The sequence below is a fragment of the Rathayibacter tritici genome (assembly GCF_002932875.1).
GTDB classification, from domain to species: Bacteria; Actinomycetota; Actinomycetes; order Actinomycetales; family Microbacteriaceae; genus Rathayibacter; species Rathayibacter tritici.
Window position 1 is genome coordinate 17840 of record NZ_PSWS01000054.1, and the last position, 18002, is coordinate 35841.

Genomic DNA, 18002 nt, shown 5'->3' on the forward strand with positions numbered 1-18002 from the left:
GCAGAGCCCGAGTATGACCGCCTCCGCCGACCCGGCCGAGAGGAGCCGCCGCGCGGTACTCGTGGTGGCCGTCCTCGCATCGTTCGTCGCCTTCCTCGACGGCACCGTCGTCAACGTCGCGCTGCCGGCGATCACCCGCGAACTCGGCGGCGGGCTCGCGGTGCAGCAGTGGGTGGTTGACGGGTACCTGATCACGCTCGGTGCTCTGATCCTGGTGGCCGGCTCACTCGCCGACCGCATCGGTCGGGCCCGCAGCATGAGCATCGGCCTGATCGGCTTCGGCATCACCTCGCTGCTGTGCGCGCTCGCGCCCACCGCCGAAGTCCTGATCGTGGCGCGGATGCTGCAAGGCGCGGCCGGGGCCGTCCTCGTGCCCAGCTCGCTCGCCCTCATCATCGCGACCGTGCGCGGTGCGGCGCAGGCCCGCACCATTGGCGCCTGGACCGCGTGGACCGGGACGGCAACGATCTCCGGTCCTGTTCTCGGTGGTGTACTCGTCGATGCGGGCTCATGGCGCGCCGTCTTCGCGCTCAACCTGCTGCCGATCGCGGTGACGCTCGTGCTGCTGCGGCGGCTCGGCGCCGTCGAGTCCGGGAGCCGGGTGCCGATCGACGGCGTCGGCGCGGTCCTCGGCGTGCTCGGCCTCGGCGGCCCGGTGTTCGCGCTGATCGAGCAGCAGCGGCTCGGGATCCAGGATCCGCTCGTGCTCACCGCTCTGATCGGCGGAGTCGCCGCACTGGTCGCGTTCGTGGCGTGGGAGCGGCGCGCCGCGCATCCGATGCTGCCGCTCTCGCTCTTCTCGTCGCGGAACTTCACCGTTGGCAACGTCTCGACGGCGTTCGTCTACGGAGCACTCTCGTTCGGCTTCTTCGCGCTGGGGCTCTTCCTTCAGCAGACCCTGGGCTTCACGGCCACGCTCGCCGGTCTGGCGACGCTTCCGCCGACGATCCTGCTGCTCCTGCTCTCGCAAACGTCCGGGTCCCTGTCGGCGCGGTTCGGTCCGCGGCTGTTCATGGGTGTCGGTCCGCTGATCGCCGCCGCCGGGTTCCTCCTGCTCTCGGTCGTCGAGGAGGGAGCCGCTTACGCCACGCAGCTGCTCCCCGGCATCCTGCTGTTCGGGTTCGGCCTGGCGGTGACGGTCGCTCCGCTGACCTCGACGATCCTCGGCGCGGTCGATGACGGGCACAGCGGAGTCGGCTCCGCCGTCAACAACGCGGTCTCCCGCATCGCGGGTCTGGTCGCCATCGCCGCCACCTCGCTGGTCGTCGGTGACTCCCTCGACGTCGCGGGCTTCTCGCGCGCCGCCGTCGCGACGGCCGCGCTCCTCATCGTCGGCGGTGTGGTCTCCCTGGCCGGCATCCGTAATCCCGCCCCCAGCCCCCGCTGACCGCAGCCCTCTCCCGGTAACCCGCCGCTCACACCAGAACGAATGCCCCGCGAACCCGGTGGTCGAGTAGCGACGCAGCGGCGTGACGAGACTCAGCTCCGCATCCCACCCCCCCCGTCCGGGTTGGTGCACCACTCGTCCGCGCGCCATCCGCCGGGGCGTCGAGGTCTGGAGGGTGAAATAGTTGTCGCTACATGGAATACTGGTCGACGTCGATGCGCTTGCATACATCGGACGGGGACGCTCTCCCCGCGACGACCGTCACTCTCGAGGAGAAACCATGACCGACGCCATCACCATCCCCGGCTACAAGGCCGGCACCTGGGTCATCGACCCCACCCACAGCGAGGTCGCGTTCAGCGTCCGCCACCTGATGATCAGCAAGGTCAAGGGCAAGTTCGAGCGCTTCACGGCCACGTTCACCACCGGCGAGAACCCGCTCGACTCCAAGGTCGAGGCCACCGCCGAGGTCGCCTCCGTCAACACCAACGAGCCCAACCGCGACGGTCACCTCCGCACCGGCGACTTCTTCGAGGCCGAGCAGTACCCCGAGATCCACTTCGTCTCGACCGCCGTCCGCCCCCACGGCGACGACTTCCTCGTCGACGGCGAGCTCACGATCAAGGGCACCACCAAGCCCGTCACCTTCGAGGTGGAGTTCGGTGGCTTCGGCACCGACCCCTACGGCAACTACAAGGCTGGGCTGACCGCGAAGGCCACCATCGACCGCACCGACTTCGGTCTCACCTACAACGCGGCCCTCGAGACCGGTGGCGTGCTCATCGGCGAGAAGGTCACGATCACCCTCGACCTCCAGGCCGCCCACCAGGCGTAGTCCGAGCCGATCGACCGGAGCCGTCCCTCCCTCCGGGGAGCGGGCGGCTGCGTCGTTCCCGGGCGCGCGGCGCCGATCAGAGAATGCCGAGCGCCGTCAGCTGCTCCGCGATGCCGGCACCGTCGGGCGCATAGACCCAGGTCGTGCCGCTGGTCTCGGAGCGGTCCTCGGCCTTGGAGCGCCCTCCCGCCAGCACCGCCTCGCCGGTCGAGAGCTGACGGATCGCGATCGCCGCGACCTTGTCCGGATGTTCGTGCGCGAAGTCGGAGTAGATCTCCTCATCGTGCTGCCCGTCGTCGCCGACGAGCAGCCAGCGCACGTCCGGGAACTCGGCGGCGAGTCGACGGAGATTCATCTCCTTGTGCTGCTTGCCGCTGCGGAACCAGCGGTCGTGGGTAGGACCCCAGTCGGTGAGCAGGAGTGCGCCGGCCGGATAGAGGTGTCGCGAGAGGAAGCGGGTGAGCGCCGGAGCGACGTTCCACGCGCCGGTGGAGAGGTAGATGACGGGGGAGCCCTCGTACTGACGAGCGAAGCGGTCGAGGAAGACCGCCATGCCGGGAGTGGGCATTCGCGCGTGCTCGTCGAGCACGAAGGTGTTCCAGGCGGCGACGAACGGACGGGGGAGCGCAGTGACCATGACCGTGTCGTCGACGTCCGAGACGACACCGAGCCGCGCCTGCGGATGCACGATGAAGACGGGCGCCTCGACCGGCTTCGAGCCCGCGGTCGAGAAGGTGATGCTGTGCCAGCCCGGCTCGAGCGTGATCGGCAGGTCGGCATCGACCACACCGCCGCGATCAGCGGTGACACGGTGGCTCTGCCCGTCGGCCTCGACCGTCACGACCGCTCCGCTGACGAAGACGCTGGTGAAACTCCGCCAGCCGCGGACGCCCTCAACGGGGCGCACTTCCTCCACTCCGGGGGGTGTCGGCCTCGTGTAAAGGACACGGGCGAGGACCCGCAGCTGCGTGGTGGTCCCGTAGCCGGTGTAGGGGATAACCCGAGGCAGGTAGCCCTTGCGCGTCACCCGCCCCATCCGGAGAGAGTGCAGTCGGTCCTCAAGGCGGGCGGCGCGGTGCAGGACCTCGGCCTTGCCTGCGCTCAGTGGCTTGCTCTCGGGCGTCAGCGGCATCCCACCAGTCTGTCAGAACCGGTGCCCGAGCGCGGATCGCGCTCTCACCCGTGAACGCGACCCGGCCCTGCCGCTCGGGCCTCTGCCTGCTCGGTCACGTTGCGGCTCACTCGATCAGTGCAGGTCCGCTCGCCGAGACCGAGCCCACCGCTGTGCCGACCGCGCGCAGCTCGAGATCCTCCGCCAGCTCGGCCGCACCCTCGGCGGCCGCTCGGAGCAGCTCGCCGTCGCCGGGGGAGGCGGGATCGAGCCAGTCCTCGATCAGCTCCGGTTGCAGCAGGACCGGCATCCGCTCGTGCACCTCGGCCAGCGGCCCGGCGGAGGGCCGGGTGAGGATCGTCGCCGACAGCAACCACGGCGCTCCCGGCTGCGCGGAGCGCCACCACTCATAAAGTCCGGCGAACAGCACGAGCGAGCCCTCGCCCGGTGAGATGTAGACAGGGGCTTTCGCGCCCTCGGGTCCCTCGCGCCATTCGTACCAACCGGAGGCGGGCACGATCGCGCGCCGGGCGCCGAAGGACTCGCGGAAGAGGGGCTTCTCGGCGACCGATTCGATGCGCGCGTTGATCAGCGGTGGCCCGGCCGATGGGTCGGCGGCGGAGCGGGGCACGAGACCCCATCGGGCACCGGCGAGCCTGCGCCGAGGTGGGCTGCCCTCCTCGACGCCCTTCATCGACTCGGCAACCACGGCGATCCGCTGGGTCGGCGCGATGTTCCATGACGGGTCGGGCAGGTCGGCCCCCGGCTCGTCGATGTCGAAGAGCGCCACGAGATCGGCGGCGGTCTGCGAGAGGACGAAGCGTCCACACATGGGAACTCCTGGATGATCCGGCCCGACGCGCCGTCGCAGCCCGTTGAGGGGCACGAAACGCGAGGGACTTTCGTTGAGACGACCCCGACCGGCGGTCGGTGTGCGTACGATTGTAGGAACTACGAATAAAGGAGCCCGCTGTGCCTCTTGGAAACCTCGTCGACCGGCCGTTCGGTGAATCGTCTCAGGTCCGTAATGAGCCGGTGCAGGTGCGCAGCGCCGCCCGGCTCGCCTCGCTTCTCGATGCGGCAGCCGCCGTCGTCGACGAGGTCGGTTTCGACCGCCTCACGACTGCGATGGTCGCCGAGCGGGCCGGAGCCGCGATCGGCACCGTCTACCGCTACTTCCCGGACCGGATCGCTGTGCTCCAGGCGCTGCGCGAGCGGGCGCTTGAACGCTTCCGCCGTCGGGTGATCACCGAGATCCGCGACACCGAGCCGGCCAACTGGTGGGGCGCGGTCGACTGCGCGATCGATGCCTTCTGCGAGATGCACCGCAGCGAGCCGGGCTTTCGGTCGATCCGCTTCGTCGACACGATTCACGCCCCCGAGGCTGCGGGCGAGGCATTCGAGGCCGGCTTCTTTGCTCGCCGCTTCGCCGAGATCCTCGCTTCCGAGTACGGCCTGCCGGGCGGTGCTCAGCTCTCCTTCCGCCTGGAGGTCACCATCGAGGTCGCGGACGCGCTGCTCACGCGCGCGTTCCTCATTGACCCCGCCGGCGACCAGCGCTTCATCGACGAGAGCCGATCGCTGCTGCGCCACTACATGACGTCGCATTACGGAGCCGTCGAGGACTCCTGACCCCGCGGGGTACTCGGCCCTCGCGTCGGCGACAGGCCGGGCTTTGTGATGCGGGGGTGCCTCCTGGCGTGACGGTGCTGCGTCATTCGCCCCTCGCCAGGGGGCCCCGAGGGGCGGAACTCTGCATCGATCGCGTCGTCCGCGCCTGCGCCTACCGCGCATCCGCAGCGGTGCACCCGGCCGTCGCCGAACGCTGCGCCCGCAGGAATGTCATGAAGCCCCACGACCTTCTGCAGGACGACGACGTCGAACGCGTCAGCAACCTGACGGCCGAGGTGACCTGAGCGAAGCGAGAGAGAGCGGGCGTCCACATCGTCACCCTGCGCTCGGCAGGGTCATGTCCATCGACGACAACGAAGACTCCCAGGCCGTCGCCGCGTCGGATCATCTGGAGGGCACCGACCGTGAGGCCGGGGGTGGTGACGGCGGCAATGCTCTGGTGGAACTGGATGTCGGCGTCGGTGAGGTGGTCGAGGAGCATGTCGGCAAGGTCTTCACGGGCGCAGAAACGGCCCTCGATCTCGTCTCGGGCTGTCTGGTCGACGCCTTAACGGGAGGCAGTGATCGTGTCCTCCACGACGCTCCGCATCCTCGCGTGCCCGCGGTCTCCAGAGAGGCGGCGATGCCAGGACAGCACGATGGCGACGTCGGGAAGGTGAATGGGCAGTACGAAGACGGCCGCGCGGCCGGTTGCGGCGGCGCGCTGGGCAACGGTTGCGGGAACGGCCACGACCGAGTCGCTCGCCTGAAGGATCTCACTCGCAGCGGCGGTCGAGGCGACGGATGCCACCACGGTGCGCGTCACACCGTGAGCCTCGAGGAGCTCGTCGACGCGGTCGCGGAGACGCCTCGCCTCGACACGGTGATGTGATGTGCCGCGGCCCATCGAGGGACGTCGAGGCGGTTGTCGAAGAGAGGATGACCGGGCCGGGCGAGTCCGACGAGCGCGTCCGTGCCGACCTGCTCATGAGCGATGTCGGAGGACCCCGGAACCGCGGAGCCGATCTCGAGGTCCACGAGCCCCCGCCGCAGGTCCGCAGTGTCGTCCGCAGACTCCGTGAGGAACCTCAGCGCGACACGGGGAGCGTCGGCCATGACGCGTCCGACGAGACCACGTGCTCCTCGGCCGCTTCTCGTCGGCGAACCGCGTCGATGACGGCCCGTCGCTCCTCGCTAGTAGCCGACTGCATGGAAGCCTCCGTCGACGTGGATGATCGACCCGGTTGTGGCGCGCAGCAGGTCGCTCAGAAGTGCGACTGTCGCGTCGGCAACCGGCGCGGGGTCAGTGTCGTCCCAGCGCAGGGGAGCGCGGTTCCAGACTTCTCCCACCTCATTGATGCCCTCAATTGCTCGCATCGTCATGGTCTGGACCGGTCCAGCGGCGATGAGGTTGGAGCGGATCCCACGTGGCCCCAGATGAAGCGCAAGGTAACGATTGGTGGCCTCGTAGGCAGCCTTCGCAGGACCTGCCCAGCCGTAGATCGGCCACGCCACACCGGCATCGAAGGTGCACCCGACAACGCTTGAACCTGAACCCATGAGGGGCAGCGCGGCACGGACGAGGCTCTGAAGTGAGTATGCCGAGACCTGGAAGGAATGAGAAACATCCGCCCACGGAGCCTCAAGGAAGTGCCCACCGACGACCGACCGGTAGCTACCCGAGATGAAGTGCACGACACCGTGCAGCTCATCCGTCTGCTCCCGGAGAGCGGCAGTCAAGGCCTCGGGGTGACCAGATTCTGTGGCGTCGAATTCAAGCACAGCAGCGGGCTGGGGGAGCCTCCTGGCGATGGTTGTGGCGGCGCGGAGCTGCTTCCCGTAAGCCGTGCACAGGACCCGACCGCCATGCTGCTGTATCGCAGCCGCCGTAGGGAAGGCCAGAGATTGGTCGGTCCACAGACCAGCAACAAGGAAGGTCCTACCTGCGAGAAGCGCGCTCACGAGACACGCTCGAAGGCGACGACGATGTATCGACCTCGCTCTAGATGTACGTCTGCCGAAACTACCCGAACCCGGTACATAGTTCCGTTCAGGGTGTAGTCGTGCGGGGAGCTGGGCACTTCGGAACGTGCGGTGGTGCGGAACATATCGAGGAGTTCATCCAGCACCGACCCAACGGCCAGGTCAGCGAGGAGAATCGCGTCCGCGGGTAAGCCTGTCCGTTCCCAATTAGGGGATCGCATGAAGATCGTGCCCTGGATCACGTCGATGGCCGCAAGCGCTTGCGTCGTAGCGAGTGCGAATGCTGCGGAAGCCAGGCCATCAAGTGCCGGAGCCGCACGGTCAACCGGCTGAATCTTCGGGGATTTCTCAACGGAGTGACTGAATCCCCGAAGCCATAGGGCGCCTGGATCGTCTGGATCAGGATACGCACGCGCATACATGCACATGGCGAACGTGTCCCCCGTGTCCTGCCGGATCGCATCGTAACCCAGGACTTGAAGCGTCTGAGGCGCGTCCTTAATGCCGCTGTCGATGGCCAGTTTGATGGTGGCTGCTGAGGACGGGGGGAGGAACTTGGCGAGCCACTCGGCTGATGGCCCGCGGGTCGTGTCGATCCCTGCCGGGTCCACGCCATAGATGCGGTAGAGGTCGTCATTCCAGCGGCTGGCATTTGGCCCACGGTTCTGCCCCGTCCGGCGGTCGACACGCCATTGCCAGGTACCGATTACCGGGGCATCTTCTGCCACAGTACCAACTGGGTAGTAGATACCGGTTGCGCCGAGAATAGTGGTTCTGTCGGGACTCCACACCAGCCGCACATCAACGGCGTACTTTCGGCCGGCATAGGTTTCGTTGACGAAACGATCGGCTTCCGCCGCAACAGCCTCGCGCATCGATGCGTAAAGCAGGCGTACGCCGCGTCGATCAAGCGTTCGTCTCAGGCTGACACCAGGGAACTCCTGGCCACCGAGCTCCCTGAGCGCGATTGCATCACCCAGGATGTCACAGACGACCCAACTGCTGAGGGCGTCCACCTCTGTCAGACCCGACACGTCTACCTACTCTCGCCAACCATTGGATTAAACCTGATGGTATCGTAGACGGCGGCGCGCAGCGCCGCATCATTGAGCGTCAGGCTGTCACCTACGGAGGTGCAGACGTGGTAACGCAGAAGAGTGCGGATAGCACGAGAGCCAAAGCGCCGTTCGGCTTCCGTGTGCGGGACCGAGCCTGTGGGCGAGTCGCGGATCGCGACAATCAAGCCGAAGGCGCGCTGTTCGCAGATGGAAGGTAAGACGTGAGGTACTTTGGGCATGCTGAGCCGATTTCAAGGTGTGAGAAATGCGTCCAGCACACCCGCTATCCAGCGAACACGCTATCGAGTACTGTACACCCAGCGGAGGTTGATGTGAAAAAGCTGGCGGTAGTTTTTGGCGCCTCGCGTGGTATTGGAGCAGCGACGGCACGATGCTATCTCGCCAACGGGTTCGAGGTCGTCGGCACGCATCGAGGTAGCGGCCCCCCAAAAGGAGTTCAGGGCGTCGAAGCCGATGTGCGGGACCAGGCGTCGGTGCGCACAGTTTTCCGTCACGCTCGCGCGATGAGCGATGAGACCACGCTGGATACGGTCGTGGTCAACGCCGGAATCGTCCGACAGGACTTACTCGTGCGGATGCGAGATGAAGACCTTCGAGAGGTATTTGAGACGAACACCTTCGGCGCGTTCAACGTGGTCCGTGCAGCGGTGCGGGAGATGAACCGCCTCGGTGGCGGTTCGATCGTGCTGGTTGCTTCTGAATCAGCTCGCGCCGGCATCCCGGGCGGAAGCCACTACACGGCCTCGAAGGCAGCTCTCGAAGGGCTGGCGCGGTCCGCCATGTGGGAGTACGGGAGCGTTGGTATTCGGTTCAACGTTGTGTCACCTGGAGCAACTGAGACAGACATGTTCTCCCTGGTGAGCGAAGAGAACCGAGCAGCGCACGTCGCTCGTACACCGCTCGGCCGCATCGGTCGACCCGAGGAGATCGCTTCGGTCATCTACTGGGTCTCACAGTCCACCTACATGACTGGCGCGACGATCCCTGTGACAGGCGGGGAAGGGCTCGGACTTTAGGTGATCCGACGCATGAAGGCATCCAGGACCGCTTGGTAGCGATCGTGGTTGACGCGCCACATCACCGAGCGGCCCGGCCACATAGTGCGTGGCAAATTAGCTTCGACGATCCCCAAACCTTCTAGGAAGATCAGCGTGCGATGGACCGTGTCGGCATTCAGACCCGTTGACTCCATGATCTGAGTCCGCAAGATCGGCTCCCCGGCGTCCCGAAGCATCAGCAACACCGCAAGACGAGCCGGGACCGCGAATGCTTGCCGTGCAGCCTCGGCGTCGTCGTCCCAGTCACGATCCTGGCTCGGAGCCGCGAATTTGGGCACGCGCACCCTCCGGATAGCACTTCCTGAATGAGGTCCAGACCTCACTCTACAGGGCGCTCCCGTTGTCTTCCCGCCAGACCTCGACAACCTGCGCATACGATGCAACTATGGTCGGTATCAGTCCGGTTAGTATCGGGCCGTTTCCGTAGGAGAGGGATGTCATGTTTAGTTGTTGTGGTGCGAGTGTGGATGAGTCCGTGATCGCCGCTCCCGCACTCGCCAGCTCCAGCTCTCACGCGCCCCAGACGCCCCAGATACGGGCGCTCGTGCGGGCGTTGTCCGCCGCGGTCCTGGCCAACGTGATCGTCACGTTTGCACTCGCAACCGCTGGCTGCGCCGGGTGGATCGGTGGTAGCCCGGCCGCCCGTAAGCGCCGCGCCACCGCGGCCGCGGACGCGACCAGCGACACCCAGCGGTAACCCTCCCGCGAGGATCGAGGGTCGACCGGCTGCGGATCCAGCCTCTACGCCAACGAAGAGTTCGGCAAGCAGATTCTTTGGAGGTCATCGCGATAGGCAATGGATCACCGGACGCGTCCGACAGTGCAGTGCTCAGCCGGGAGGGGCATCAGCGCGGGCGCTGTGGCCAGGCCTCCCACGATCTGTTCCAGGGTGCGGACAACTGCTGCCCGCTGTGGCTGGTCACCCGGTGTTGGCCCGCCGTGGTGCTGTAGCCGCTGCACATGACGAGTTCGCCGTTGCCTCCGATGCGGCAGCCGACAGTGATGCCGTCGTCGCCGGCGGTGATGCTTTCCTCGTAGCGACCCGCGACGACGTCGAGAACGGTCCGCTCGAGGTCCTCGGCGAGGGCAGTCCAGTCGTCGTCGCAGGCGTCGCATCCGCAGACGGGGTACTCGAACCGGTGCAGTGCTCCGGCGTGGACGAGGACGCCGGGAAAGCCGGTCCAGACGATCGTCAGTGGTGCAGCGTCGACCGAGCGGGGGGTCACTCGCGTGGCACGGGCAGCCCAGGAGATTTCGGCTTCGTCTCGGGATGCGAGGGCTGGGTCGTCCTTGATCGTGACGTCGTAGGTGCGCGCGAGGTGCTCGATCAGGGCGTCCGCGATCGCGTGCAGGGGCCGGAATCGCTCGGTGTTGCTGGTGACGGAGTAACTGTCGTCCGGAGGTGATTCTCCTCCCCAACGGGTGCCGTAGGGGATGGGCCGACCGCCGTCGTCCCTGAAAACGCGGTCCTCGACAGCGGGGCGGGCGTAGTTCGTCATGGGAAAAGCGTACGACCCGACAGGTCTCGCCATCCGACCAGCAAAATTTCGTATGGGGATCGTTCACCGGCACAGTCCCGCAGACGGATCGAGCTGGCTGCCCTAGCTGATCCTGAGGCCGAGGGGATCGAACGAGCGCTACTTATTACCAGTAGGCGAAGCGGGGTGGACGCCGTAGACGTGGAGGGGATCCGGGCCTCTGACAGTAATAGACGTGCTGGGTCGCCCCACCCTCATCTGCTGAGCGCTCCTGATTTCCGCGGCTTGCATACACATCGCGAAGGATGGGTGCTGCGGCGCCAGCCGGTGCTGCGGCCTCCCGGAATCGTCGGCGTCTGATGAGTCAAACGGTGAAGCCGACCGCGATAGCGAGGCCTCAAGCTATGACGAGCAGTGCTTCGGACACCGTGATCTCCGATCGTTCGATTCAGTCGAACACGCCTGCCCGGCGACTGCACTGTCTTGGTCACGGCGACGGCACGTCTCGTCAGGGGATGAGCCCCATACGCGTCGCCGTAGCTGCCACACGCGCACGGCCTGTCTCCTTCCATTCTCGCGTCGTCGCCGCCCCCGGAAGGGGACCCAAGAACAACTGTCTGTCCCTGCGTCCACGCCAAGTCCGCAACCTTGCCACTCGCCCTCAATGCATGTGCCGCGGGCTTCGAGCAAAAGTAGAATGGATTACGATAAACCGTCATGTAGGGTCATTTTGTGGGACGCCTCATCTCAAATGTCGTCGGCCCAACCTTGCTGGTGACGAAGCTCGACCGTCTCGCTCCGTCGATTCCCTATGAGCGGAACATCGTCCATGAGCTGACTTGGCGAAGCGTGAAGTTCAGGACCGGGGGTGATCAGATTGGTTCCGTGGTCGCGGCGTCCCCGCGAACTGTCACTCGTCATCTTCTGACAGTCAGCGGGGATTTGGCTGAGACGTCAGGCCGCTGGAACTGGGAAAGCAGCTTTTACTCCTCTCTCCAGCCGGGATCCTTCATTGAGCACCAGCTTGGCAAGGGCGCGCGAGTTCTCGTTTCTCAGTATTCGTTCGAAAAGTGAGTGATTCACGTCGACGGGCACTCGATGGGCGTTGAGCAGACGTTCCGCGGGATTCGCTCCGCTGAAGCCGCTGGCTATGCGTCATTGCTCTTGCAACATGCGGAGGAGTCGTCGCGGGAGCTGCCGTTCGGAGAGCGACAGGTCATCGATATTGTCGCGGCCGTCGCATTCGCGCGTGAACACGGCGCAGCTCGGGTCATCTTGATGGGATGGTCGCTGGAGTAGCTTTCACCCTCGACGCCGCAGTCCGGATTCGTGTCGAAGGACTTATCGCGGTGTCTCCCGTCTTCACCGTCGCCGAACCCGTGGGAGACATCAGCACGCGCCGTCATCTGCCGCGAGAGACAGTGCGCCTGACCCTCCGTAGGTTGGGCAGGACAGACCAGGCAGTCGGGTAATCATGCAGGCCCAACGTTCCTACGCTCCTCCTGCACCGCGGCGGAGACACTGCTGCACCTCTCAGCCGGTCGGTCAAGTTTGCCACCGCTGAGACGACGGAACTCGCAATCTTCAAAGATTTTACTCATGCCCTCGAATGGAACGTCGACCGCATCCTGTTCGAACGCGAGGTGGAAGACTGGCTGCGACGGAACTCGGAGCAAGCCAGCGCCGATGAGAACATCGATAGGCACGAGCGACGAAGCGTCTCGACGTACGGCCGGAAGAATCAGATCCCACAGAATTTATGTTGATCAAATAGCTTTCGCTGTTGCGTGCTTTGATTCGAGGAAGCCTGGCAACGAGCGCTGGGCTGGGACGTCAGTTGTCCATCCGTCCAGCGTTGGTTTGATATCGCGTTTCCCAGCTTGAATCTGCAAGATTGGTGACCCGCTTAACTCATCTAGAAGACGGGCATAGAGGTCGTCTACGCGGCCGAAGTCGAGCCAGTAGGGGAGCTGATGCGGGAGATCGTGTGTCGATTACCGATCATTGCTCGCCCTCGCTCCGGGCGTGGCACGGTCCGGGCGGAAGATGAGCCCGTCAGTTCCGCGGCGAAGCACCCCCGCAGACGAGAGCGTTCTGACGCTGCGTGCGAGAGCCAGGGGACGGATGCCGGTCCTCGCTTCGAGCTCGCCCAGCGAGAGGGCGGCCCCGTCATCCAGCGCGCGCATCAGTTCGGTGCCCTCGACGGTCATGATTGCGAGTGCCGCGTCGAGCGAGATGGAGCGCATGTGAGGCCCTTCAAGTCGTGGGACTCGGGCGTCGGGTACGCCCGTGGGTTGGCGGAACCGCGCCAAGAATCGGGTACGCTTGGCAAGCCGCTCCGTTTGGCAAGACAGTAACAGAGGTTTCCCTATGTTTGGGATCTGAGAGGACGCTTCCCCATGCCGATGGTTTCGCAGCCCGTTCCGGGCTTGCTGACACGATCCCTGGGCCGCGGGCTCCGCGCGGCGATGGCCGAGCGACGCACAACCCTCGCCGAGGCAGCTCACGCGATCGACGTCTCTGAGGGGCAACTGTCAAAGATGCTCCACGGCAAGCGGCGGATCGACATCGAGAAATTCGACGAACTCTGCCAGTTCCTGGAACTCGACTCCGTTGAGGCGTTCAGGGCGGCGAAGGCCGGGGAGCGTCCACGGCTCGGCCCCGGCAACGCCGTCACCGAGTCGGAGACTTTCCTCGAGGACGTGGACGAGTTCAGCCGACGACTACGGTTCCTCGCGAGACGACACCCAGATGACCCATACACCGCAGCGTCCCGCGCTTCTGGTCGCATCGGCGTCGCCCTCTCGTTCTCCCAGTGGGAAGACCTGTTGGACGGGGCGATGCCCAGCGTGCCGGCAGGGGCCGTCAGCGTGGCGATCAGTGTGGCTCTCGGCGCAGATGGTGCGTACCTCCGGCTGATGGATGCCGACGCCGCCGAACGTTTCGAGGCGCAGCTCGAACTCGAGGAGACGATGCGGCGGACGGGCACAGCTCGGATCGCTGCTCGGAATCTGAGCGGGCTAGGCGTCGACGAGATCCGGGCGATCGCCGATCTCTTGCGCCGAGCCGGTGGGAGCGCGGGGGAGTGAGCGCGGCCTCCGAAGACTCGGACAAAAAATCAGCGCGGAAAGTTGTTCGGCGAATGATTCAGCGGCTTCGGTTGCCCCCGGAGGGCGGGCTCAATGTGATCGTTGCGCGCGCCGAGGAGGTATATGGGAAGCCGCTCGTCATCGAGGCAGTGACCGACGACAAGCTCCGACGTTTGACGGGCCTCTTCCGCGATACGGAGACGAAAGGTCACATCTGGTATCGACTCGCGGACGCTGAGGTCTACCAGATTCACTGCGTCCTGCACGAGATAGGGCACGCGGTCTTCAAGCACACTGACTGCGTGCTTCTCCGGAGATTAGGTGTGGCCATAGATGATGAAGCCTTCCGCGGAGCCAACATCCTCCGTGGTCGCGGTCTCGTCAATGACCCGTCGGAGCTGGTCGCAGAACTGTTCGCGCTCGAGCTGATGCGAACGATGCTCGAGACTCGGCTTGCACCCGGAGAGGAAGAGTTCGGATGATGGGCGCAACGTCGTGGCTGACAAGCCATCTGATTAGCGCCTGCGTGCTCCTCACGGTGACGCTACTGCTCGTGCTGTGTATAGGCCGAGCCCGCTCCTCGCTCAAGAATTCCGCGGCACGGCCAGCGTGGCTCGCGTCGTTCTTCGCACTCATCGGGATGCTCACGCTGAACATTGGAGTCCCCCTCGCTACCGTCGACGGCTTGCTCGGCGGAACCAATCTATGGAATCTGGTCGAGGCTCTCGCCGCTACGTGCTCGTTCTGGTTTTTCCGCCGCGCAGTCGGCCTGCTGGTGAACAAGACGGTGCGCCCACGTCGCCTATGGCTACTCGCATTGGTATTAGCGGCCGAGGCAATTCCGTTCTTCTCTATTGAGAGAATCGGCCCCACTGCGGCAACTTTTGTCGATGATCATCTCGGTCAGCTTGCTTGCTACATCTATCTCATGGTATATATCGTCGCTATCGGGACTATAGCAGCTCACTCCCTTCTGCTCGTGGCGAACCGCGCGGTGAGCGTCCTGGGCTGGTTCTTGTGGGGCTATCGCCTCATCGCAATTGCATGTGCGTCGCACCTCATTTATCTCACAATCGGGCATTTTGGCCTGGGATCTCGTGAGGCACAGCAAGGTCTCAAGGCGTTCTTTTACGTTCTCTTTTGCTTCGGCGTTGCGCTTCTCGCGGTTGGCTGGGGTTCATTCTTTATTCGGCGGCAACATAAGCAGCTCCAGCCACTTTGGCGCATCCGAGCCCTGCGGATCAGCCTTCTCCTCGACAAGATTACGAATAGCAAGCCAGGAGTTGCAAGCGTCTTCATCGCGATCACCGCCAGCGAGCCTCGTGCTCGAGCTTATGCGGACACAACATGGGTTTTAGACGAAATCAATGACAACAATGCATTTCTCACCAGTCGAGAGGCAAAACTATTGAAGAGGGTAAACGAAGACCTGCTCGCGCACTTAGGCCACGCAGGAGAATTGGCTGCAATTTCGAAAGTATCGAACGACAAGGGAATCTCTGAATGATCGCGGTTACTTCCGCCTCGACGGTTATCGTCGCGCTGCTTCTTCTCCTCGCAGTAGACATCGCACTCATGCGACGCATTGTACTCGAAGGACGTCGCACAACGATCGACTTCACCTACGACCCGGATCGATCAGAGCTGGTCCTTCACCGGACACCTCTCGTGGAACGTCCTGGTCGTTACGGTATCTGGGTTCGAGGCGGCGGCCACTTCTCCGTCGGAGAGATCGTCTTCACCGATCCTTCGAACGCAACGGTCACCAGGAAGGTCCTCCTCGCTACGGACGCCCCCGCGGGCGGCAGGCTCTCAGGACGATGGACCGGTCACGCCTTCGCGAACGCGTGGACCACAGGTTATGAATTCACGGAAGTATTGATCGAGACCGAGGGAGCACCTCGGCCGGCGTGGGTCTTCCCCGGAGAATCAGACAACCGATGGGTCATCCACATACACGGCATCAAGTCATCCCGCGCATCTGCGCTCCGCGGCGTGAGGGTGGCGCAGCGCCTCGGCTACACGTCCCTCGTCCCCTCGTTCTATGGCGACGGTGAAAGTGGAGGCCGGGAAGGATCGACCCTCGGGCTCCGGGAGGCGGCCGACGTCGCGCGAGCCGTCCGCTTCGCCGTGGAGAGCGGCGCACAGTCCGTGACACTCTTCGGCTGGTCGATGGGCGGGACGATCGCCCTGATGCTCGCCGATGAGCCCGAGTTTCGCGGGCGCATCACGAACCTCGTGCTGGTTGGTCCGGCACTGAACTGGCGCGCAGCGCTCGAGCGCGGGATGACTGCGGCGCGAGTACCCGGCTTCCTCATCGGTCTCGTCTGTTGGTCCCTTGAGTCACGACTCCTGAGCCGTTTCGCACACATGGAGCGCCCGGTAAGCTTCGAGCAGCTCGATAGGACACACCGATCTTTGCGAGTGCCTACGCTCGTGCTCCACTCCCGAGGTGACGCTGATTCATCGTGGCGAGAGAGCGAGGAGCTCGCAGTAAGAAATCGCTCTCTTGTCGAACTCGTGGAGTTCCCGCCAGCGCCGCACCTCCTCGAATGGAATACGCAGCCTGAATTCTTTGAAGAGCAGGTGGAGAAGTTCCTCCTTCGGAGGTGTTGACAGCTAGGGTACTGGATCACCGCTTCGGAGCCGTTCCAGGTGAGACTCAGCGAGTCTCTTGAGGGCAGGACTTCCCTCTGACTTCACAACCTCAAGCTGAAGGTGTTGTTCCATTGTGCGTTGCCGCGACGGATTGGTGTAGTTGTGCCACGCAAGATCCAGCTCCCACAGGCGGTAGTGGTTCCGTGAGTAGAGGCCGCCCTGTTGCTTACTGGGATCATCGGCAGTCGATTCGCGCCCGTAGTCTACTGTCACGACCCCGTACCTCCGCAGATCGTCGAGGACGCGGCCGAGGGTACCGTATGCGATGCCCGTTTCTCGTGCGATGACGCCTCGCGTCGCCCCGGTCACCGTGTCGAGGTACCTGAGGACCTCAGCGCGCGAACGGTTGCCGTTGACCAGGATCGCGATTTCGACATCCACGGGTCTCGCTTCGGGTGTCGGCCATTCAACTTTCGGGGACATGCGTCCATCTTCCCGTAAGGGAAGGTCCAGCAGAGCCTGGGTGAGGGGGATCCCGCCGTTCTGCGACGCGCAGGCAAGCAACGACCGACCACGTGGAATCGACGAGCAATGGTGTATCGGTGGGGTAGTGTTGGTTGATCGGTAAGCGATACACTACCACCCGCTGCCTCTGGTCCGCAGAGGCCGTTGCGGCGGGCCTCCCCGTCATCTGGAGAAGGAGACTGCGTGCATCGATTGAGACGGTCTGACGAGCGCCGGCGACCGAAACAACCTGCCTCCGGAGCAACTCGCGAAGTTGAACGATGTCCTGACCACGCTGTTCAACAGCAGCTGGGCGGACGTGTCGAATGCGAAGGGCGAGGTCGTGAAGGTCACGACTCCCGACATGCACATCAACTCCACCGCGTTGGTGGCGCTGACCGACACCGTCAAGGACGGAGCAATCGTCGACGGCGAGGTTTCCGAGGCGCCACGATCATGGTCGAGGCCTACTGGCAGACCCGCGACAAGGTTTGCTGCGCCGTCAACTCCCGCGTCTACGACGGCTCCGAGGCGCCCGCCACCTTCACCGCCGGCGAGTGCAGACGGAGCTTGACCACCTGCGTCGAGCACATCCCGACCGAGACCATCGGGGAGGCGACGTCGACTCGTGTCGTCTCAGTGCTCGCCGCCCATAAGAAGAGCGGAGTCGGGAAGACCACGACAGCGCTGTGCCCAAGAGGAACACGGGCGGCACTCCGCGGCGGGTCCGTGTCGTCCATCGCGCAGCACGCCCGATCGACCCCGATCAAGGAGAGACCATGAGCGGCACCACATCCATCACCCCTACGGGCTCACCGGAGCTGAACGTTCTGCGGAGGAACACCGTGGCACCCGGCACCAATGGGGTGCGGCCGCGGCAACAGCGCGGGATCGAGACGCGCGAGCGGCTCCTCCGGGCGGCGACGGTGGTCATGGCGGAGGTCGGCCGGGACCGACTCACGATCTGCGAGGTCGTGAAGCGCGCGGGAGTGGCAGCCGGAACGTTCTACCGTTACTTCCCCGACCGAGCCGTCCTGATCGAGGCCGTCCTGGCTCGTGACCCGGTCCATCAAGCTCAGCTCGAGATCCTCAACGAAGCCGTGCTCACGGCAACGACCGTCGGCACCGAGGGGTGCTCGGCCGCGCTTACAGCAGCAGCGAGACGGCTCGTACAAGTAGTCGCCGACGAGGCCCCCGCTCTCGAACCGGCGCGACCGCGCGCAGCGGCTCCCTAGACCGGTCGTGGCGCCAACCCGCCCGCGGCGTCAC

At 64.8% G+C, this 18002-nt stretch carries 24 protein-coding genes; 12 read left to right on the forward strand and 12 right to left on the reverse strand.

Annotated elements, in window-relative coordinates:
* Positions 1-13: 13 nt before the first annotated feature.
* Positions 14-1387 carry an MFS transporter gene (locus C5D07_RS09425; RefSeq protein WP_104259225.1) on the forward strand — a complete coding sequence of 458 codons (1374 nt, stop codon included), beginning with the start codon at positions 14-16 and terminating at the stop codon, positions 1385-1387.
* A 280-nt stretch (positions 1388-1667) separates the two neighbouring features.
* Positions 1668-2222 (forward strand): YceI family protein, encoded by a 555-nt coding sequence (locus tag C5D07_RS09430; RefSeq protein ID WP_068253789.1) that lies wholly within the window; start codon positions 1668-1670, stop codon positions 2220-2222.
* A gap of 76 nt (positions 2223-2298) precedes the next feature.
* On the opposite strand, the gene C5D07_RS09435 is transcribed toward C5D07_RS09430, so the two are convergent.
* Together C5D07_RS09435 and C5D07_RS09440 are read right to left on the reverse strand one after the other, a co-directional pair.
* Positions 2299-3354 carry an App1 family protein phosphatidate phosphatase gene (locus C5D07_RS09435; protein WP_068253786.1) on the reverse strand — a complete coding sequence of 352 codons (1056 nt, stop codon included), beginning with the start codon at positions 3352-3354 and terminating at the stop codon, positions 2299-2301.
* A 106-nt stretch (positions 3355-3460) separates the two neighbouring features.
* Positions 3461-4165 carry an SOS response-associated peptidase gene (locus C5D07_RS09440; protein WP_068253783.1) on the reverse strand — a complete coding sequence of 235 codons (705 nt, stop codon included), beginning with the start codon at positions 4163-4165 and terminating at the stop codon, positions 3461-3463.
* 140 nt (positions 4166-4305) lie between these two features.
* On the opposite strand from C5D07_RS09440, the gene C5D07_RS09445 reads away from it, so the two are divergent.
* Positions 4306-4965 (forward strand): TetR/AcrR family transcriptional regulator, encoded by a 660-nt coding sequence (locus C5D07_RS09445; RefSeq protein WP_068253779.1) that lies wholly within the window; start codon positions 4306-4308, stop codon positions 4963-4965.
* A 151-nt stretch (positions 4966-5116) separates the two neighbouring features.
* Here the strand turns inward: C5D07_RS09445 and C5D07_RS16435 are convergent, their stop codons facing one another.
* From C5D07_RS16435 to C5D07_RS15370, 6 genes are all read right to left on the reverse strand, one after another.
* Positions 5117-5446 carry a hypothetical protein gene (locus tag C5D07_RS16435; protein WP_068253776.1) on the reverse strand — a complete coding sequence of 110 codons (330 nt, stop codon included), beginning with the start codon at positions 5444-5446 and terminating at the stop codon, positions 5117-5119.
* Positions 5447-5512: 66 nt separating this feature from the next.
* Positions 5513-5851 carry a LysR substrate-binding domain-containing protein gene (locus C5D07_RS16440; protein ID WP_084415898.1) on the reverse strand — a complete coding sequence of 113 codons (339 nt, stop codon included), beginning with the start codon at positions 5849-5851 and terminating at the stop codon, positions 5513-5515.
* Entirely contained in the window at positions 5767-6060 is a 294-nt protein-coding gene (locus tag C5D07_RS16445; protein ID WP_068253770.1) for a LysR substrate-binding domain-containing protein, read from the reverse strand. The genes C5D07_RS16440 and C5D07_RS16445 overlap by 85 nt, the downstream gene beginning before the upstream one ends.
* Positions 6033-6155: a hypothetical protein gene (locus tag C5D07_RS16260; protein WP_258061886.1), complete on the reverse strand. Its 123-nt coding sequence runs from the start codon at positions 6153-6155 to the stop codon at positions 6033-6035. The genes C5D07_RS16445 and C5D07_RS16260 overlap by 28 nt, the downstream gene beginning before the upstream one ends.
* Positions 6139-6906 (reverse strand): enoyl-ACP reductase FabI, encoded by a 768-nt coding sequence (gene fabI / locus C5D07_RS09465; protein ID WP_068253768.1) that lies wholly within the window; start codon positions 6904-6906, stop codon positions 6139-6141. Before fabI ends, C5D07_RS16260 begins: the two co-directional genes overlap by 17 nt.
* Complete coding sequence (locus C5D07_RS15370; RefSeq protein WP_146076675.1) at positions 6903-7961, reverse strand: hypothetical protein; 1059 nt, start codon at positions 7959-7961, stop codon at positions 6903-6905. The genes fabI and C5D07_RS15370 overlap by 4 nt, the downstream gene beginning before the upstream one ends.
* A 356-nt stretch (positions 7962-8317) precedes the next feature.
* Between C5D07_RS15370 and C5D07_RS09475 the strand changes: the two genes are divergently transcribed.
* Positions 8318-9022 carry an SDR family NAD(P)-dependent oxidoreductase gene (locus tag C5D07_RS09475; protein WP_170063537.1) on the forward strand — a complete coding sequence of 235 codons (705 nt, stop codon included), beginning with the start codon at positions 8318-8320 and terminating at the stop codon, positions 9020-9022.
* Here the strand turns inward: C5D07_RS09475 and C5D07_RS09480 are convergent.
* Both C5D07_RS09480 and C5D07_RS09490 read right to left on the reverse strand, forming a co-directional pair.
* Positions 9019-9342, reverse strand: coding sequence for a helix-turn-helix domain-containing protein (locus tag C5D07_RS09480; protein WP_104271882.1), 324 nt, complete (start codon positions 9340-9342; stop codon positions 9019-9021). The two genes, C5D07_RS09475 and C5D07_RS09480, sit on opposite strands and share 4 nt — an antisense overlap.
* A 567-nt stretch (positions 9343-9909) precedes the next feature.
* Positions 9910-10563, reverse strand: coding sequence for a DUF6226 family protein (locus C5D07_RS09490; protein ID WP_104259230.1), 654 nt, complete (start codon positions 10561-10563; stop codon positions 9910-9912).
* 711 nt (positions 10564-11274) lie between these two features.
* Here C5D07_RS09490 and C5D07_RS15375 point away from each other — a divergent pair.
* Complete coding sequence (locus tag C5D07_RS15375) at positions 11275-11616, forward strand: recombinase family protein (RefSeq protein WP_146076676.1); 342 nt, start codon at positions 11275-11277, stop codon at positions 11614-11616.
* Positions 11617-11841, forward strand: a complete 225-nt coding sequence (locus C5D07_RS09495; RefSeq protein WP_104259231.1) for an alpha/beta hydrolase — start codon at positions 11617-11619, stop codon at positions 11839-11841.
* Positions 11842-12536: 695 nt separating this feature from the next.
* Here C5D07_RS09495 and C5D07_RS09500 read toward each other — a convergent pair.
* Positions 12537-12788, reverse strand: coding sequence for a hypothetical protein (locus C5D07_RS09500; protein WP_104259232.1), 252 nt, complete (start codon positions 12786-12788; stop codon positions 12537-12539).
* 183 nt (positions 12789-12971) lie between these two features.
* Between C5D07_RS09500 and C5D07_RS09505 the strand changes: the two genes are divergently transcribed.
* From C5D07_RS09505 to C5D07_RS09515, 4 genes are read left to right on the forward strand one after another with little or no spacing between them, the layout of a single operon-like run.
* Positions 12972-13631, forward strand: a complete 660-nt coding sequence (locus C5D07_RS09505; protein ID WP_170063538.1) for a helix-turn-helix domain-containing protein — start codon at positions 12972-12974, stop codon at positions 13629-13631.
* The gene (locus C5D07_RS09510; protein ID WP_170063539.1) at positions 13628-14113 is read left to right on the forward strand and encodes a hypothetical protein; all 486 of its coding nucleotides are present in this window, start codon (positions 13628-13630) and stop codon (positions 14111-14113) included. Before C5D07_RS09505 ends, C5D07_RS09510 begins: the two co-directional genes overlap by 4 nt.
* Positions 14110-15138, forward strand: a complete 1029-nt coding sequence (locus tag C5D07_RS15380; protein ID WP_146076678.1) for a hypothetical protein — start codon at positions 14110-14112, stop codon at positions 15136-15138. The genes C5D07_RS09510 and C5D07_RS15380 overlap by 4 nt, the downstream gene beginning before the upstream one ends.
* The gene (locus tag C5D07_RS09515) at positions 15135-16247 is read left to right on the forward strand and encodes an alpha/beta hydrolase family protein (RefSeq protein WP_104259235.1); all 1113 of its coding nucleotides are present in this window, start codon (positions 15135-15137) and stop codon (positions 16245-16247) included. The genes C5D07_RS15380 and C5D07_RS09515 overlap by 4 nt, the downstream gene beginning before the upstream one ends.
* Positions 16248-16250: 3 nt before the next feature.
* On the opposite strand, the gene C5D07_RS15385 is transcribed toward C5D07_RS09515, so the two are convergent.
* Positions 16251-16712 carry a helix-turn-helix transcriptional regulator gene (locus C5D07_RS15385; protein ID WP_146076679.1) on the reverse strand — a complete coding sequence of 154 codons (462 nt, stop codon included), beginning with the start codon at positions 16710-16712 and terminating at the stop codon, positions 16251-16253.
* A gap of 477 nt (positions 16713-17189) precedes the next feature.
* Between C5D07_RS15385 and C5D07_RS15390 the strand changes: the two genes are divergently transcribed.
* Both C5D07_RS15390 and C5D07_RS09525 read left to right on the forward strand, forming a co-directional pair.
* Positions 17190-17516 carry a hypothetical protein gene (locus C5D07_RS15390; protein ID WP_146076680.1) on the forward strand — a complete coding sequence of 109 codons (327 nt, stop codon included), beginning with the start codon at positions 17190-17192 and terminating at the stop codon, positions 17514-17516.
* Complete coding sequence (locus C5D07_RS09525) at positions 17513-17968, forward strand: TetR/AcrR family transcriptional regulator (RefSeq protein WP_068253754.1); 456 nt, start codon at positions 17513-17515, stop codon at positions 17966-17968. The genes C5D07_RS15390 and C5D07_RS09525 overlap by 4 nt, the downstream gene beginning before the upstream one ends.
* The last annotated feature ends 34 nt before the right edge of the window (positions 17969-18002 follow it).